The sequence below is a fragment of the Inquilinus limosus MP06 genome, from assembly GCF_000767795.1.
GTDB classification, from domain to species: Bacteria; Pseudomonadota; Alphaproteobacteria; order DSM-16000; family Inquilinaceae; genus Inquilinus; species Inquilinus limosus_E.
The window spans coordinates 1-15436 of the sequence record NZ_JANX01000003.1 but is presented as its reverse complement, the minus strand read 5'-3'; the positions used below and the strand labels follow the sequence as shown (position 1 = coordinate 15436).

Sequence of the window (15436 nt, the reverse complement as noted above, 5' to 3'; positions counted from 1 at the left end):
CCGTGACCCCACCCGCCCCGCCCGGCAGCAGCAGCCCCGCCGGAACCGACGACGCTGCGTCCCTGTCCTCGGCCAAGTCGATCGTGCTGACCGGCGGGTCGGGCAATGTCGGCCGGGTGCTGCGCCGGGCGCTGGCCGGCCGCATCGGCGCGGTGCGCATCCTCGACCTCGCCGATCCGGGTGAGCTGGCGGCGCATGAGAGCTGGGCGTTGGCCGACATCACCGACCTTTCGGCGCTGACCGCGGCGGTCGAAGGCTTCGATGCGATCGTCCATTTCGCCGGCTATCCGAATGAGCGGTCGGCCGAGGACATGCTGCGGGTCAATGTGTTGGGCACCCACAATGTCTACGAGGCCGCGGTCCGCGCCGGCATCGGCCGGGTGGTGCTGGCGTCGAGCAACCATGTCACCGGCTTCTATCCGCGCGACGCCCGGGTGGGGGTCGAGGACCAGATGCGGCCGGACGGGCTCTATGGCCTGAGCAAATGCTGGGGCGAGCTGGAGGCCGGGGTCTATTTCGAGAAGGCCGGCCTGCGCACCCTGGCGATCCGCATCGGCAATGCGGGGGAGCGGCCCCTCGATCCCCGCGGCCTGGCGGTGTGGATCAGCCCGCGCGACCTGGCCCAGCTGGTGCTGATCGGGCTGGAGCATCCGGACATCGACTGCATCGCCGTCTACGGCATGTCGGCCACCGACGCCGAGTGGTGGGACAATTCGGTCGCGACCGCGCTGGGCTACCGGCCGCAGGACCGCACCGCCGACTTCGCCGCGCCCGAGGCCTTCCAGCCCAAGACCTCTCCCCTGCCCCAGGTGACCGATCATTTCCAGGGCGCCGGCTTCTGCGCGCTGGGCCATGACGGGGCGGTACGCCGCCGCCGGTTCTGGCGGACCTCATCCCCGATCTCGCCGGGAGACGCCTCATGACCCTGGATTTCACCGTCGTGGCCGACGTCGCCTGCGGGGTCGGGGAAAGCCCGGTCTATGACGAAGCGACCCGGCAGCTCTACTTCGTCGATATTCCGGGCTGCCTGGTCTATGCCGCCGACCTGCCGACCGGACAGCGCCGGTCCTGGCGCTTCGAGAGCGCGGTCGGCTCGCTCGGCCTCGCCGCCTCCGGCCGGCTGGTTGTGGCGCTGCGCGACCGGGTGATCCTGTTCGACCCGAGGACAGGGGAGCGGCAGGAGCTGTGCACGGTCGAGGCCGACCGGCCGGAGACCCGGCTGAACGACGGGCGGGTCGGGCCGGACGGCGCCTTCTGGGTCGGCACCATGGACGACCGGCCGCAGAAAGAACCGATCGCATCGCTGTACCGGGTCGACCCATCGGGCCGGGTGGAGCGCAAGGTCGAGGGGCTGACCGTCTCCAACGGTCTGGCCTGGACAATCGACGGCGTCACACTGTTCCACAGCGATTCCCGCGGCCCCTGGATCGACCGCTGGCGCTTCGACCCGCGGACCGGCGCCATCTCCGATCGGACCCGGATCGCCACGCTGGACGAGGCGACCGGGCGGCCGGACGGCGGCAGCTGCGACGCCGAGGGCTTCTACTGGAGCGCCGGGGTCTCCGCCGGGCGGCTGAACCGCTTCTCGGCCGAGGGCCGGCTGGTCGAATCCTTCGCCGTCCCCGTGCCCTACCCGACCATGCCGTGCTTCGGCGGCCCGGACTACCGCACGCTGTACCTGACCAGCCTGCGCGGCGCCCACCCGCCGGAGGTGCTGGACCGCGCGCCGCGCTCCGGCAGCCTGCTGGCGGCGGCGGCACCGGTGGCCGGCTTCCCCGCCTGGCGGTTCCGGGACGCCTGACCGGGCCTCAGGCCACGTGCCGGGCCAGGAGGTCGTGCAGCTGCGCCATCTCCTCCGGCTTCAGGTCGGTCAGCGGCGGGCGCACCGGGCCGGCCGAGCGGCCCATCACGGCCAGCCCGGCCTTGATGATCGACACGGCATAGCCCTTGCCGCGGTTCCGGATCGCCAGCAGCGGATAATAGAAGTCGCGCAGCAGCGTGTCGGTGGTCGCCGTGTCGCCGCCGCGCAGGGCGCGGTAGAAGCGCTGCGCCAGCTCCGGCACGAAGTTGAACACCGCCGAGGAATAGGTGGTGACGCCCGCGGCGAAGTACGGTGCCGCGAACACCTCATGCGTCGGCATGCCGCCGATATAGGCCAGGCGGCCGCCCATGCGCCGCGTGATCTCCAGCACAAGATCGACCTGACCGTGGCCGTCCTTGAAGCCGACCAGGTTCGGGCACGCGTCGCACAGCCGGGCGATAGTGTCGGCCGACAGCACCGCATTGTCGCGGTTGTAGACGATGACGCCGATGCCGACCGCGTCACACACCGCCTTCACATGGGCGTACAGCCCCGCCTGCTCCGCCGTCATCAGATAGGGCGGCAGCAGCAGGATGCCGTCGGCCCCCGCTGCCTCGGCGCCCTTCGCGATCTCGACCGCGATGCGGGTGCCGTAGCCGCAACCGGACACGATCGGCGTCGTGCCCGCCGCGGCCTTGGCGGCACGCACCACCTCCGGCACCTCCGCCGGGGTCAGCGAGAAGAATTCGCCGGTGCCGCCGGCGGCGAACAGCACTGCGGCGTCGAAGCCGCCGAGCCAGCCGACATGCGCCTCGTAGCCGGCGCGGTCGAACTCCAGCCCGGCATCGAAATGGGTCACGGGGAAGGACAGGAGCCCGGCGGACAGGGCTCCCTTCAGCTGCTGCGGATCCATCAGGGCCTCAGTCGAGTCAGCGGGCGGGTCAGCGGGTCACGGACCCGGGATAGAGCTGGCTCACCGCCTCGAGCTGGGCGGCGATGTAGCCATAGACGAAGGCGAAGGCGACGCCCTCGGGGTCGCGGCCGCTGATCGTCGGCACATGGTCCGGCATGATCATGTAGGGGTAGCCGAGCTCGGCGTAGAGCTTGATCGACCGCCACATGTCCATATCGCCCTCCTCCGGGAACGTCTCCATGAAGGAGAGCTTGCGGCCCCGGATGTTGCGGAAATGGACGTTGAAGATCTTGCCGCGGCTGCCGAACCAGCGGATCACATCGTCGATCTCGTCGCGCGGGTTGTCGAGCATCTCGCCGACCGTGCCTTGGCAGAAATTCAGGCCGTGATACGGGCTCTCGCGCATCTGCACGAACTTCTTCAGCCCCTCGACCGTGCCCAGCACCCGGGTGACGCCGCGATAGCCGGGCGGGGTGTAGGGGTCGTGCGGGTGGCAGGCGAGGCGCACCTTGTTGGCCTCGGCAACGGGAATCACCCGCTCCAGGAAATAGTCGATGCGCTCCCAGTTCTCGTCCTCGGACAGGGTGCCGACCAGGGTCGGCGGCGCATTGTGGTCGGCCTTGTCCCAGCGGAAGGAGGCGTTCATCGACCCGCCGCGCCCCGGCTCGTCCGGCGTCCGGGGAATGCCGATGATGTTGAGGTTGTACTTGGCGGCCGGGATTCCGGCCCGGGCGATGTTCTCGATCAGCCGGCAGATCGAGTCGATCTGCCGGTCGCGGTCCGGCCCGGCCGACAGGATGGCGGGGCTGTGCGACTCCTCGATCGGGCGCGAACCGAGCGGCAGCTGCACCATGTCCAGCACCAGGCCGAAGCTCTCCAGCTTCTCGCGGTGCCGCAGCAGCACGTCGAGCGACCAGTCATGCGGGTTGCCGGGCGGGTTGTCGTTGAGGTGGCGCACCCCGAGCTGGGCCAAGACCCTCAGATCGTCGTCGTCGCGAACCCCGTTCTGCGTCCCGAGATACATGCCCGCACCCTCCCCGCTTCAGCTTGGTTGGCTGAGCTAATATGACATCATACAACTGATGACAAGCCGGAACGCGACGCCGCGGGGATCAGGAGATGGAATCGGCCGGCAGCCCACCCAGGCCGCGGTAGCGGCGCTGGCTTTCGGTCAGGTGGTGGCGCATCGCCAGCCGCGCGGCGTCGGCGTCCTGGCGCTCGATCGCCTCGATGATGCGGGCATGCTCGGCGATCACCTTGCGCAGATAGGCGGTGGTCGCCTCGGCGGAATCGCCCAGCCGGCTGCGCGGGATGGTGCGCTGGCCGAGATAGGTCAGCACATCGCTGTAGAAGTGGTTGTTGGTGGCCGCCGCGATGGCGAGGTGCAGCGCGAAATCGGCATCGACCGCACCGCCGCCGCCATCGACCGCAGCGATCACCCGCTCATGCGCCAGCAGGATCTCCGCCTCCTGCCGCGACGACCGGCGCAGCGCCGCCAGGCCTGCCGCCTCGATCTCCACGCCCATGCGGAACTCCAGCAGCTCCAGCACCTCCGAGAGCCGGGTGAAGTCGCCGGACAGGAGGCCGGGCGCCGGCTCGCTGGACGGCATGACGAACACCCCGACGCCCTGCCGCGGCTCGACCAGCCCCCGGGCGCGCAGCTCGGCGATCGCCTCGCGCACCACGGTGCGGCTGACATTGAACTCCTCGATCAGGCGCTGCTCGGTCGGCAGCTGCGAGCCGACGGGCAGCGCGCCGTTGGCGATGCGGTGGCGCAGGGCCTCGACGACGGCGACCGCCAGCTTCTCACGGCGGCGCGGCGCGCCTGCTTCGAGTCCGGTTGGGTTCGGCACCGCTCCTCCGTGTCCATGCTGGGGCGCGCCACCACCCGATGCGCCGGCCAGTCACACATTTGACTCTTGCGAAGTCAAGAAAGCCAATGATAAGTCATCATACAACAGACATCATACTAAAATCGGGGAGACGCGCGCCATGGGAAGATGGAGAAACGGGCTGCTGGCCCTGGCGATGGCGCTGGCGCCGGCCTGGGGCGGAGGCGCCGAAGCCAAGACGCCGGCCGACCAGCTGGTGATAGGCGCGTCGCTGGCGCAGGTGCTGTCGCTGGACCCCGGCCAGGCCACCGAGTCGGGGTCGTGGATCATCACCTCCAACATCTATGACCGGCTGGTCTCGACCGACCCGGACGACGCCACCAAGCTGGTGCCGCAGCTGGCCGAGAGCTGGGACATCGACGGCAAGTCCATCGTCTTCCACCTGCGCGACGCCAAATTCGCCAGCGGCAACCCGGTGACGGCGGAGGATGTCGCCTGGTCGTTGCGGCGGATGATGAAGCTGAACCAGGCCGCCGCCTCGCTGTGGAAGCCCTATGGCTACGATGAGGCCAACATCGACGGCTTCCTCCAGGTGGTCGACCCGAAGACCTTCCGCCTGGGCCTGCCGGAGGGCACGATCGCCGAATTCGTGCTGTTCGCCCTGTCCGGCAACAACGGCGCCGTGATCGACAAGACCGAGGCGACGAAGCACGAGGCCAACAACGACTACGGCAATGCCTGGCTGCGCGCCAACTCGGCCGGGTCCGGCCCGTTCGTGCTGCGCCGCTGGTCGCCCAACGAGATCATCCTGATGGACCGCAACGACGCCTTCTGGGGCGGCGAGCCGGCGATGAAGCGGGTGGTGGTGCGCCATGTCGCGGAAAGCCAGGTGCAGCGCCTGCTGCTGGAACGCGGCGACATCGACGTGGCCACTGCGCTGGCAGCCTCGGACATCGCCGCCTTCGACGGCAACCCCGGCTTCGTCACCCAGCGGGTGCCGACCGGCGGCTTCTACGTGCTGGCGATGAACACCCAGAACAAGTACCTGGCCAATCCGGACGTCCGCCGCGCCATCGCCTGGGGCCTGGACTATGCCGGCATGCAGAAGACGATCATGGGCCCCTACGGCCGGGTGCGCCAGGTGCCGGTGCCGGAGAACTACCCGACCGCCCTGCCCGATCCGGGCTACACGCTGGACGTCGCCAAGGCCAAGGAGCTGCTGGCCAAGGCCGGCTTCCCGGACGGCTTCCCGCTGACTCTGAAGACGATCGCCGAGACGCCGCGCGTCGACCTGGCCACCGCGATCCAGGCCTCGCTGGCCCAGATCGGCATCAAGGTCTCGATCGAGCAGGGCAATGGCAGCCAGATCATCGCCGCCCACCGCGCCCGGGAGTTCGACCTGCTGATGCCGCTGACCGGCGGCGGCAACATGGCGGACCCGATCGGGTCGCTGCAGAACTTCACGTACAATCCCGACAACAGCCCCGGCGGCAATTCCGGCTACTTCACCTGGCGGTCGGCCTGGGACATCCCGGAGCTCACGAAGCTGACGGTGCAGGCCCGCGGCGAGCCCGACCAGGCCAAGCGCGAGGCCCTGTACACCGAGATCCAGAAGCAGTTCCTGGCCAGCGGCCCGGCGATCCTGCCGATGTTCGAGCGGTTCTCGCCCGTCGTCGTCTCGGCCAATGTCGAGAACTTCGTCGGCCAGGGCTTCCGCGGCGTCCGGCTGGACAGCGTCAAGAAGAAGGCCGAATGACCCGCGACCTGCCGCTGAAGCTGCTGCGCCGCGTCTTCGGCTTGGCTCTCAGCCTGTTCGTCCTGCTGTGCCTGACCTTCGTGATCGGACGGCTGATGCCGTCCGATCCGGTGGGCGCCATCGTCGGCGAGCTGGCGGACCCGCAGGCCTATGCGGCGATGCGGGCCAAGATGGGCCTCGACCTGCCGATCCCGCAGCAGTTCTGGGTCTACCTGACCAACCTGCTGCATGGCGATCTGGGCACCGCGGTGCTGACCGGCAATTCCGTGGTCTCGGACCTGGCCGCCGCCTTCCCGGCGACGCTGGAGCTGGCGACGCTGGCGATCATCCTCAGCGTCGTCGTCGGCGTGCCGCTGGGGCTGCTGGCGGCGCTGTACCGCGACACGCTGCTGGACCAGATCGCCCGGGTGATCGCCCTGCTGGGCCATTCCCTGCCGGTGTTCTGGTTCGGCATCGTCGGGCTGATCGTGTTCTATGCCGGGCTGCAATGGGTCGACGGGCCGGGCCGGATCGACGTGTTCTACGAGGGCATCGTCGAACCGCGCACCGGCGCCATCCTGATCGACAGCCTTCTTGCCGGCGAGAACGAGATCTTCTGGAATGCCCTCGGCCACCTGATCCTGCCGGCCAGCATCCTGGCCTACGCCGCGATGGCCTATATCGTCCGCATGACCCGCAGCTTCACGCTGGAGCAGCTGGGCCAGGACTACATCATCGCCGCCCGGGCCAAGGGGCTGCGGCTGCCGGCGGTGGTCTGGGGCCATATCCTGCCGAACATCGCGGTGCAGCTGGTCACCATCCTCGCCATCTCCTACGGCCATCTGCTGGAGGGGGCGGTGCTGGTGGAGATCGTGTTCTCCTGGCCCGGCATCGGCCAGTACATGACCAACGCGCTGATGATCGGCGACATGAACGCCATCCTGGCCTGCACCCTCTTGATCGGCGTGATCTTCATGATCCTCAACCTCCTGGCCGATGCCGCCTACCTGGCGCTTGATCCCCGCACGCGGGAGGCCCGCTGATGTCGATGCAGGCGGAACAGCCGATGACGCCGGCCGCGGCGGAACCGGCGGCCGGCGGCGCCTGGTCGGCCCAGATCCGGCGCTTCCGGCGGGAGAAACTGGGCATGGCCGGGCTGGCCGTGATCGGCCTCTTGGTCGTGGTCGCCGCCCTGGCGCCCTGGATCGCGCCCTACGACCCGACGGTGCAGAACCTGAACAACGTGCTCCAGCGGCCGGACTGGGCGCATCTGGCGGGCACCGACGAGCTGGGCCGCGACATCTTCAGCCGCCTGGTCTGGGGCAGCCGGATCACGCTGCAGATCGTCGGCACGGTGACGCTGATCATCGGCCCGATCGGCCTGCTGATCGGCGTCGTCGCCGGCTATTGCGGCGGCCGGGCCGACGCCGTGCTGATGCGGGCGACCGACATCGTGCTGTCCTTCCCGTCCCTGGTGCTGGCCCTGGCCTTCGCCGCGGCGCTGGGCGCCGGCCTGGGCACCGCGATCGTCGCCATCTCGCTGACCGCCTGGCCGTCGATCGCCCGGCTGGCGCGGGCCGAGACGCTGGTGGTGCGCCAGGCCGAATACATCGCCGCGGCCCGCCTCTACGGCGCCTCCCATCTGCGCCTGATCGCGCTCTATGTCATGCCGATGTGCATCCCGTCGGTGATCGTGCGCCTGACCCTGTCGATGGCCGGAGTGATCCTGACCGCGGCGGGCCTTGGCTTCCTCGGCCTCGGCGCCCAGCCGCCGGCGCCGGAATGGGGGGCGATGATCTCCAGCGGCCGGAAGTTCATGCTCGACGCCTGGTGGGTCTCGGTGATGCCCGGCCTGGCGATCCTGGCCACCAGCCTGGCCTTCAACCTGCTCGGCGACGCCCTGCGCGACGTGCTGGACCCCCGCCATGCCCGCTGACGCACCCATGCTGCAGGTCGAGAACCTGTCGGTCACCTTCGGCCATGGCAGCTACCAGGTCCGGGCGGTGCGCGACGTCACCTTCGCGCTGGGCCGCGAGCGGCTGGGCATCGTTGGCGAATCCGGTTCCGGCAAGTCCACGGCCGGGCGCGCCATCATGCGGCTGCAGCCCAAGGGCGCGCAGGTGCGCGCCGACGCCCTGCGCTTCGCCGGCCGCGACCTGCTGGCCCTGCCCGAGCGCGAGCTGACCCGGATCCGCGGCCGCGACATGGCCCTGATCCTGCAGGACCCGCGCTATTCGCTGAACCCGGTGAAGCCGATCGGGGCGCAGATCGCGGAATCCGCGCGGGTGCATCTGAAGCTGGGGGCGCGGGCGGCGCGCAAGGCAGCGCTGGAGATGCTGGGCCATGTCCGCATCCGCGACCCGGAGCGGACCATGGCGCTGTATCCGCACGAGATCTCGGGCGGCATGGGACAGCGCGCCATGATCGCGATGATGCTGCTGAACAAGCCGAAGCTGGTGATCGCCGACGAGCCGACCTCGGCGCTCGACGTCAGCGTGCGGCAGGACGTTCTGACCCTGCTGGACGGGCTGGTGCGCGAGAACGGCTCCGGCCTGATCCTGATCAGCCACGACATCCGCATGGTCGCCCGCTTCTGCGACCGTATCCTCGTCATGTATGCCGGACGGGTGGTCGAGGAGCTGCGGTCGCTGGACGACGCCGCGCATCCCTACACAAGGGGCCTGATCGCCTCGATGCCCGGCTTCGACGGGCTGCGGCCGCACCGGCTGCCGGTGATCGACCGCGCCGGCCTCGCCGCCTTCGAGGAGGCCGCCCGATGACCGCGCCTTACGCCGACGCCATGGTCCGGGCCGCGGACCTCGACGTCCGCTTCCAGTCCCGCCGCGGCACTGCGCATGCGGTGAAGGGCGTATCCTTCGCGGTCGAGCCCGGCGGTGCGCTGGGCATCGTCGGCGAATCCGGCTGCGGCAAGTCGACCGTGCTGCGCTCGCTCGCCGGGCTGGAGCAGCGCTGGACCGGGCGGATCGAGCTGGCGGGCCACCCGGTCGGGCCGCGGCGCAACCGCGACGACCTGGCCCGGGTGCAGATGGTGTTCCAGGACCCCTACGGGTCGCTGCATCCGCGCCACAGCATCGGCCGCGCCCTGGCCGAGCCGCTGATCGCCATGGGCCTGCCGGACCCGTGGGACCATGTGCCGGGCGCCCTGGCGCGGGTGGGCCTGCCCGCCCGCTTCGCCGAGCGCTACCCGCACCAGCTGTCGGGCGGCCAGCGCCAGCGCGTGGCCATCGCCCGGGCGTTGGCCCTGCGACCGCCGATCGTGCTGCTGGACGAGCCGACCTCCGCCCTCGACGTCTCGATCCAGGCGGAGATCCTGAACCTGCTGATGGCGCTGCGCGAGGAGCAGCGGCTGACCTATGTCTTCGTCAGCCACGACCTGGCCGTGGTCGGCCAGATGTGCGACCGGGTGCTGGTGATGAAGGACGGCGCGGTGGTCGAGGAGCTGGCGGCCGACGCGCTGCGCGCCCGCAGCGTCGAGGCCCCCTACACGCGGGAGCTGATCGCCAACAGCTTCCTCTGACTGGGCTATTTGCCCCCGTCGACGCTCAGCACCTGGCCGCTGATCCAGGCGGCGGCGTCGGAGGCGAAGAACAGCACGGCGTTGGCGATGTCCTCGACCGTGCCGAGGCGGCGCAGCGCGATGGCGTTCATCAGCCGCGCCTGCCCGGCCTCGCCCATCGCCTCCCATTGCCGCTCCGTCGTCGGGTTGGAGCGGACGAAGCCGGGCGCGACGTTGTTCACGGTGATGCCCCAGGGCCCGAGCTCATGCGCCAGCTGGCGGGTCAGGCCGATCTGCCCGGCCTTGGCGCTGGCATAGGCCTGGATCCCGGTCAGGCTGACGCCGAGCCCGGCGCCGCTGGAGATGTTGACGATGCGGCCGCCGCCCTTGCGCTTCATGCCGGGCGCCACCGCCTGGGCGCACCAGAAGGCGCCCGACAGGTTGACATCGAAGATGCCCTGCCAGGCCTCCGGCCCGATCTCCTCGATCGGCCGGCCGACCTGGCCGAGCACGCCGCCGGCATTGTTGACCAGCACGTCGACCGCGCCTGAGGCCGACGCCGTCTCGGCCTCCTTCACCAGCGCCTGTACTGCGCCGCGGTCGGTGACGTCGACCGCGCGCACCGCCCCTTGCGGCCCGATCAGCCGCCCGGTCTCGGCCAGCTCCGCCGCCAGCACGTCGCAGGCCCAGACCTTCGCGCCGCGCCCGGCGAAGGCGGCGGCGATGGCCCGCCCGAAGCCGTGCGCCGCGCCGGTGACGATGACGGTGCGGCCGGTGAAGTCGTGGGTCATCAGAAGCCTCCTGCTTGGAGCCCGATCATCTTGGATAGAACCGCGCCAAAGCAGGCGGATGCCAGGCGTCGTTGCATGACCTCTCCCGCCTGCGAGACCGTTTCGGAATTCCTGACGCCGTCATTGCGAGCGCAGCGAAGCAATCCAGGGGCCGGTGCGCACCGGCCCCTGGATTGCTTCGTCGGCTTCGCCTCCTCGCAATGACGGCGTGGGGTGGGGCATTCCGAAGAGGCCTCGCAAGCGGGAGAGGCAACGACCGCGTGATCCGGCATCGCCCCGCTCAGGCCGCGATCGTGTCGAGTTCGTCCAGCAGGGTCAGCGCCATCTCGCGCCGCCCGGACTCGATGTCGTGGATCAGCGCGATCAGCCGAGTCGTGATCGGGGTCGGCACGCCGTGCTGCGCGCCGATCTCGACGATCGGGCCCAGCTGCGCGTCGACCTCGGTCGGCCGGCGCCGCACCGCCAGGTCGCGCCAGATGCCGGAATGGCTTTTCGCCGACTTGCGGTTGTGCGCCACCATGTCGTCGAAGGATCTCGCGGTCGCCGCCGCCGGCGCGCCGGGGCGGAAGGCCGCGGGGTCGAAGCCGTCGAAGGCCTCGGGCTTGATCCCCTCGGCCGCGGCGACGGCGCCGACCTCCAGCCCCAGCCGGGTCAGCACCGGCCGGTAGCGCGGCGCCGCCAGCACATCGGCGATCGAGTCCGGCGTCACCGCCGTGGCGAACAGGAGCGCGCCGTAAATCAGCTTGCCCCAGAGATAGCCCCAGATGTTGTCGGTCAGCACCGCGTTCGGCTCGAACCGCCGCATCAGGCCGTGCAGCTGCTCGATCCGCGGCGTGCGCTCGCCGTCCAGCTCGCCGACCACCACCGCGCCGCGGCCGCCATGCAGGATCACGCCGGGCTCGATGTAGTCCGCGCCGAAATTGACGAAGCAGCCGATCGTCCGGGCCTTGTCGATCCTGCCGGCGATCACCCGCTCGTTCAGCCCGTTCTGCAGCGAGGCGACATAGCCGCAGCGGGCCAGGTGCGGGGCCACCGCCTCGATCGCCGCCGCGGTGTGGTGCGCCTTGACGCAGAGGAACACCCGCTCGAACTCGCCCTCGACCGCGTCGGGCGTGACCGCGCGGGCCGGCACCGCGTATTCGGCCAGGGGGCCGGTGATGCGCAGGCCGCGCTCATTGATCGCGGCGACGTGGTCGGCGGCCTGGTCGACGAACAGCACGTCCACCCCGGCGCGCAGCAGGGCGGCGCCGACGCTGCCGCCGATGGCGCCGGCACCCCAGATCAGGATCGGCGTGGTCGCGCTCATGCCCAGGGCCCCTCGAGCAGGGCGCGGGTCTCGGCCACGGCCACCTGCCAGATCGCCAGCAGCTCCTCGTCCGGGCGCTGGTAATGGCCGCCGAAATTGCCGTCGCCGAGATAGCGCCGCACCGCCTCGGGGTCCATCACCCGCATCCGCCCGGAGTCGATCATCGGCTTGCGCTGGGTCGGCTGGTCGACCCCGGCCAGCCGGGTCCAGGGGAAGTTCTCCATCCAGGAGGCGTGCGACGCCTGGCTGTCGATCGACTGCACCTTGGCCCAGGTCTCCGGCGCGTTCCACCAGCTGTGGAACTTCACCGCCGTGCCCGGATGCGTGGTCATCCATTCCGTCGCCACCGATTGGGCCGGCTGGTTGCCGCCATGGCCGTTGACGATCAGGATGCGACGGAAGCCGGTGCGGTGCAGGCTGTCGAGGATGTCCTGCACCAGCCGGGCATAGGTCTCGACCCGCAGGCTGACCGTGCCGGGATAGGCCAGGAAATAGGGGGTGATGCCATAGGCGACGACCGGGAACACCGGCACGCCCAGCGGCTCCGCCGCCTCGACCCCGACCCGCTCGCTGAGGATGCTGTCGACCGACAGGCTGAGGCCGGCATGCTGCTCGGTGCTGCCCAGCGGCAGCACGGCGCGGTCGTCGCGCTGGAGATAGGCCTCCACCTGGCTCCAGTTCATCTCGCTGATCTTCACGGCACGGCCTCCTGCGGTTCGGCGACGCCCTTGGTGGCGGGCGAGAGCAACGGGACGATCTGCTGGTCGACATCCACCGGGTCCGGGCTGTGCCGGTACTCGATCGCCCGGACGCCGGGGCGCAGCCGGGGCAGCACGCTCTCGGCGCCGGTGGACAGGACGACGACGTCGGACTGGTCGATCACACCGTCCAGCGCCGGCGTGCCCAGCGCGGCGGCGGCGACCTGGCGGACATGCGGGGCGAAGCGCTGCACGCCCGACTTCATGATCGGCAGGAAGTCGGCGAAGCGCGAGGCGATACCCAGCCGGGCCAGCGGGTCCAGCCCGGCCAGGGCGCGCCGCGTCTCCTCCGACGGGATGAAGCGGATCGCGATCACCCGGCTGTCCGGCAGCAGCGCCGCGGCCTCGCGCTGGCGGTTGGGGAAGGTCACCACCAGCTCGGCCTCCGCCGCCCGGCGGCGCGCCACGTCATCGCCGCGCAGCTCATCCATGGTCAGCGGCTGCACCGCGGTGCCGGGCGGCAGGCGCGACTGGATCGCCGCGGCATAGGCGCGGGTGGCGTCGCGGAACAGGCCGAGCATGACGACGCTGCGCACCCGCCGCTGCGGGCGGCGTTGCGCCAGCCGGGCCTGGACCATGCCGGTCAGGTCGGCCGGGGTGAGGCCGATCGCCACGGCATCGTCGATCAGATGGTCCAGCCGGCGCTGGATCTCGGCGATCTCGGTGCGCGGACGCTGCCGCGGCTCGCCGCTTTCGGCGACGAAGCTGCCGCGGCCGTGCCGAGTCTCGATCAGCCCGGCCTCGCGCAGGCCGCGATAGACCAGCGCCACCGTCATCGGCGCCACCGCCAGCCTCTCCGCCAGCTCGCGCACCGAGGGCAGCCGCTCGCCCGGGCTCAGCTCACCGCAGGCGATGCCGTATTCGATCAGGCCCTTGACCTGGAGCCCGAGGGGCACCGGCAGCTCGCGGTCGATCTGCAGCTTCATGGGGCGGTCGTCTCCTGTATCAACCGACTAGCACACTCATTCGCGCAGCGGCAACGTGGTTTCCGGATCCTGGCCAAGATGTTGCATTTGTTTCCGTATCCGGCACTTCCAACGTCGATTGACTCTCTCGCCGCCGCAGCGTTAGCGTTCTAATACGCCAGAACACATGGCGACCCGGGAGGGGCTTCAATCAACAGTGGAGGTCGCGATGAGGATGCTGCTGAAGGCAGCCGTGGCGGCGGTTTTGCTGGCGGGGACGAGCGCGGGGGCGCTGGCGGTGGAGCGCGGCGGCGAGATGCGGTACGGCCGCTATGCCGACAGCCTGTTCCTGGACCCGGTGCTGAACGACGCCAATGTCGACATCTGGATCCTGACCAATCTCTACGACACGCTGCTGCAGCCCTCGGCCGACGGGCTGTCGGTGGAGCCGGGCCTGGCCAGCGCCTGGAAGGTTTCCGATGACGGCCTGTCCGTCACCCTGACCCTGCGCGACGGCACCAAGTTCTCCGACGGCAAGCCGATCACCGCCGACGACGTGAAATGGTCGCTGGACCGGGCGCGCAACCCGAAGAACGGTATCTGGAACAGCCTGGTCGCCTCGATCGCCGAGGTGACGATCCAGGACCCGAAGACCGTGGTGCTGAAGCTGCAGCATCCGGACCCCGCGATCATCGCCGCGCTGTCGACCTTCAACACCGCGATCCTGCCGAAGGCCGCCTTCGAGGCGACGCCGGGCGCCACCGATGACGAGAAGGCGCATGCCTTCGCCGAGCACCCGATCGGCTCCGGCCCCTTCATGTTCGACAAGTGGGAGCGCGGGTCGTCGATGCGGATCGTGCGCAACCCCTACTACTGGAAGCCGGGCGAGGACGGAAAGCCCCTGCCCTATCTCGACGCGGTCGATTTCGAGATCATCCCGGACGACGCCACCCGCATCCTGAAGCTGCAGTCGGGCGAGCTGGACGGCGCCGAATTCATCCCCTATGCGCGGGTGGCCGAGCTGCAGGGCGATGCCGACCTGCAGATGAAGCTCTACCCGTCGACCCGGGTGCAGTACGTGGTCATGAACGTCCGGCCGAAGCTGGCCGACGGCAGCGACAACCCGCTGTCGAACGAGAAGGTGCGGCAGGCGCTGAACTACGCCGTCGACAAGGACGCGATCATCCAGATCGTCACCCATGGCGTCGGCAAGCCGCAGACCTCCTACATGTCCTCGGCGACGCTGTACCATTCCGGCGACACGCCGCTGTACCCGGTCGACGTCGCCAAGGCGAAGCAGCTGCTGGCCGATGCCGGCTTCCCCAATGGTTTCACCACCAGCGTCATGGCGCTGCCCGGCAACCAGGACCAGCTGGGCATCGGCGCCGCCGTGCAGCAGATGTGGGCGGCGATCGGGGTGAAGCTGGACATCGAGCAGGTCGACAACGCGACCCTGACCGACCGCTACCGCAAGGGCAATTTCTCGATGCGGATGGCGGCCTGGACCGACGACCTGAACGACCCCAGCGAGATCACCTCCTACTTCGCCTATTCGCCGGTGATCGACTCCCTGCATTCGGGCTGGAAGAACGACGAGGTCGACAAGCTGTTCGAGGCCTCGCAGAAGGAGAGCGACCCCAAGAAGCGGGCCGAGGAATACGCGCAGATCCAGAAGATCTACGCCGAGACCGGGCCGATCCTGTACCTGTACGAGACGCCCTATCCGGTGGCCCTGCGCAAGAACGTGCAGGGCTTCGTCCAGATCCCCCTCGGCAACAACATCTTCGCCGGGGCGTATCTGACGAAGTGATGCGGATGCATGGGCCGGGCCGCTTCGTGACACGAGCGTCAGTTTTCTCGAGTCCCCCCTCCCCTCGC

The 15436-nt window shown here is 69.9% G+C and carries 15 protein-coding genes; 8 read left to right on the top strand and 7 right to left on the bottom strand.

Annotation, left to right across the window (positions count from 1 at the left end; genetic code table 11):
- Window positions 1-2: 2 nt before the first annotated feature.
- A complete protein-coding gene (locus P409_RS01075; RefSeq protein ID WP_202964511.1) occupies window positions 3-923 on the top strand; it encodes an NAD-dependent epimerase/dehydratase family protein in 921 nt (306 codons plus the stop codon).
- Window positions 920-1801 (top strand): SMP-30/gluconolactonase/LRE family protein, encoded by an 882-nt coding sequence (locus tag P409_RS01070; protein ID WP_034830928.1) that lies wholly within the window; start codon window positions 920-922, stop codon window positions 1799-1801. The genes P409_RS01075 and P409_RS01070 overlap by 4 nt, the downstream gene beginning before the upstream one ends.
- Window positions 1802-1808: 7 nt before the next feature.
- Here the strand turns inward: P409_RS01070 and kdgD are convergent, their stop codons facing one another.
- From kdgD to P409_RS01055, 3 genes are all read right to left on the bottom strand, one after another.
- Window positions 1809-2714, bottom strand: a complete 906-nt coding sequence (gene kdgD / locus P409_RS01065) for a 5-dehydro-4-deoxyglucarate dehydratase (RefSeq protein ID WP_034830926.1) — start codon at window positions 2712-2714, stop codon at window positions 1809-1811.
- Between the two features lie 28 nt (window positions 2715-2742).
- The gene (locus tag P409_RS01060; protein ID WP_034830924.1) at window positions 2743-3738 is read right to left on the bottom strand and encodes a mannonate dehydratase; all 996 of its coding nucleotides are present in this window, start codon (window positions 3736-3738) and stop codon (window positions 2743-2745) included.
- Between the two features lie 88 nt (window positions 3739-3826).
- Window positions 3827-4567, bottom strand: coding sequence for a FadR/GntR family transcriptional regulator (locus P409_RS01055; protein ID WP_052119878.1), 741 nt, complete (start codon window positions 4565-4567; stop codon window positions 3827-3829).
- 139 nt (window positions 4568-4706) lie between these two features.
- Between P409_RS01055 and P409_RS01050 the strand changes: the two genes are divergently transcribed.
- Genes P409_RS01050 through P409_RS01030 form a run of 5 tightly spaced genes read left to right on the top strand, consistent with a single transcriptional unit; the run spans window position 4707 to window position 9819 of the window.
- The gene (locus tag P409_RS01050; protein ID WP_034830922.1) at window positions 4707-6302 is read left to right on the top strand and encodes an ABC transporter substrate-binding protein; all 1596 of its coding nucleotides are present in this window, start codon (window positions 4707-4709) and stop codon (window positions 6300-6302) included.
- Complete coding sequence (locus P409_RS01045) at window positions 6299-7324, top strand: ABC transporter permease (protein WP_034830920.1); 1026 nt, start codon at window positions 6299-6301, stop codon at window positions 7322-7324. Before P409_RS01050 ends, P409_RS01045 begins: the two co-directional genes overlap by 4 nt.
- Window positions 7324-8217, top strand: coding sequence for an ABC transporter permease (locus tag P409_RS01040; protein WP_034830918.1), 894 nt, complete (start codon window positions 7324-7326; stop codon window positions 8215-8217). The genes P409_RS01045 and P409_RS01040 overlap by 1 nt, the downstream gene beginning before the upstream one ends.
- Window positions 8207-9061: an ABC transporter ATP-binding protein gene (locus tag P409_RS01035; protein WP_034830916.1), complete on the top strand. Its 855-nt coding sequence runs from the start codon at window positions 8207-8209 to the stop codon at window positions 9059-9061. The genes P409_RS01040 and P409_RS01035 overlap by 11 nt, the downstream gene beginning before the upstream one ends.
- Window positions 9058-9819: an ABC transporter ATP-binding protein gene (locus tag P409_RS01030; RefSeq protein ID WP_202964510.1), complete on the top strand. Its 762-nt coding sequence runs from the start codon at window positions 9058-9060 to the stop codon at window positions 9817-9819. The genes P409_RS01035 and P409_RS01030 overlap by 4 nt, the downstream gene beginning before the upstream one ends.
- Before the next feature lie 5 nt (window positions 9820-9824).
- Here the strand turns inward: P409_RS01030 and P409_RS01025 are convergent, their stop codons facing one another.
- The 4 genes from P409_RS01025 to P409_RS01010 form a co-directional block, all read right to left on the bottom strand.
- Entirely contained in the window at window positions 9825-10589 is a 765-nt protein-coding gene (locus P409_RS01025) for an SDR family NAD(P)-dependent oxidoreductase (protein ID WP_034830914.1), read from the bottom strand.
- Between the two features lie 280 nt (window positions 10590-10869).
- Complete coding sequence (locus P409_RS01020; protein ID WP_034830912.1) at window positions 10870-11895, bottom strand: ketopantoate reductase family protein; 1026 nt, start codon at window positions 11893-11895, stop codon at window positions 10870-10872.
- A complete protein-coding gene (locus tag P409_RS01015) occupies window positions 11892-12593 on the bottom strand; it encodes a creatininase family protein (protein ID WP_034830910.1) in 702 nt (233 codons plus the stop codon). Before P409_RS01015 ends, P409_RS01020 begins: the two co-directional genes overlap by 4 nt.
- Window positions 12590-13579 (bottom strand): GntR family transcriptional regulator, encoded by a 990-nt coding sequence (locus P409_RS01010; protein WP_052119877.1) that lies wholly within the window; start codon window positions 13577-13579, stop codon window positions 12590-12592. Before P409_RS01010 ends, P409_RS01015 begins: the two co-directional genes overlap by 4 nt.
- Window positions 13580-13787: 208 nt before the next feature.
- Here P409_RS01010 and P409_RS01005 point away from each other — a divergent pair, with 208 nt between their 5' ends.
- Entirely contained in the window at window positions 13788-15368 is a 1581-nt protein-coding gene (locus P409_RS01005; protein WP_034830908.1) for an ABC transporter substrate-binding protein, read from the top strand.
- Window positions 15369-15436: the final 68 nt, after the last annotated feature.

Coding starts and splice junctions, on each gene's coding strand:
- P409_RS01010 (WP_052119877.1), bottom strand. CDS start 13,579: ATGAAGCTGCAGATCGACCGCGAGCTGCCGGTGCCCCTCGGGCTCCAG.
- P409_RS01050 (WP_034830922.1), top strand. CDS start 4,707: ATGGGAAGATGGAGAAACGGGCTGCTGGCCCTGGCGATGGCGCTGGCG.
- P409_RS01070 (WP_034830928.1), top strand. CDS start 920: ATGACCCTGGATTTCACCGTCGTGGCCGACGTCGCCTGCGGGGTCGGG.
- P409_RS01020 (WP_034830912.1), bottom strand. CDS start 11,895: ATGAGCGCGACCACGCCGATCCTGATCTGGGGTGCCGGCGCCATCGGC.
- P409_RS01030 (WP_202964510.1), top strand. CDS start 9,058: ATGACCGCGCCTTACGCCGACGCCATGGTCCGGGCCGCGGACCTCGAC.
- P409_RS01040 (WP_034830918.1), top strand. CDS start 7,324: ATGTCGATGCAGGCGGAACAGCCGATGACGCCGGCCGCGGCGGAACCG.
- P409_RS01060 (WP_034830924.1), bottom strand. CDS start 3,738: ATGTATCTCGGGACGCAGAACGGGGTTCGCGACGACGACGATCTGAGG.
- kdgD (WP_034830926.1), bottom strand. CDS start 2,714: ATGGATCCGCAGCAGCTGAAGGGAGCCCTGTCCGCCGGGCTCCTGTCC.
- P409_RS01045 (WP_034830920.1), top strand. CDS start 6,299: ATGACCCGCGACCTGCCGCTGAAGCTGCTGCGCCGCGTCTTCGGCTTG.
- P409_RS01005 (WP_034830908.1), top strand. CDS start 13,788: ATGAGGATGCTGCTGAAGGCAGCCGTGGCGGCGGTTTTGCTGGCGGGG.
- P409_RS01035 (WP_034830916.1), top strand. CDS start 8,207: ATGCCCGCTGACGCACCCATGCTGCAGGTCGAGAACCTGTCGGTCACC.
- P409_RS01025 (WP_034830914.1), bottom strand. CDS start 10,589: ATGACCCACGACTTCACCGGCCGCACCGTCATCGTCACCGGCGCGGCG.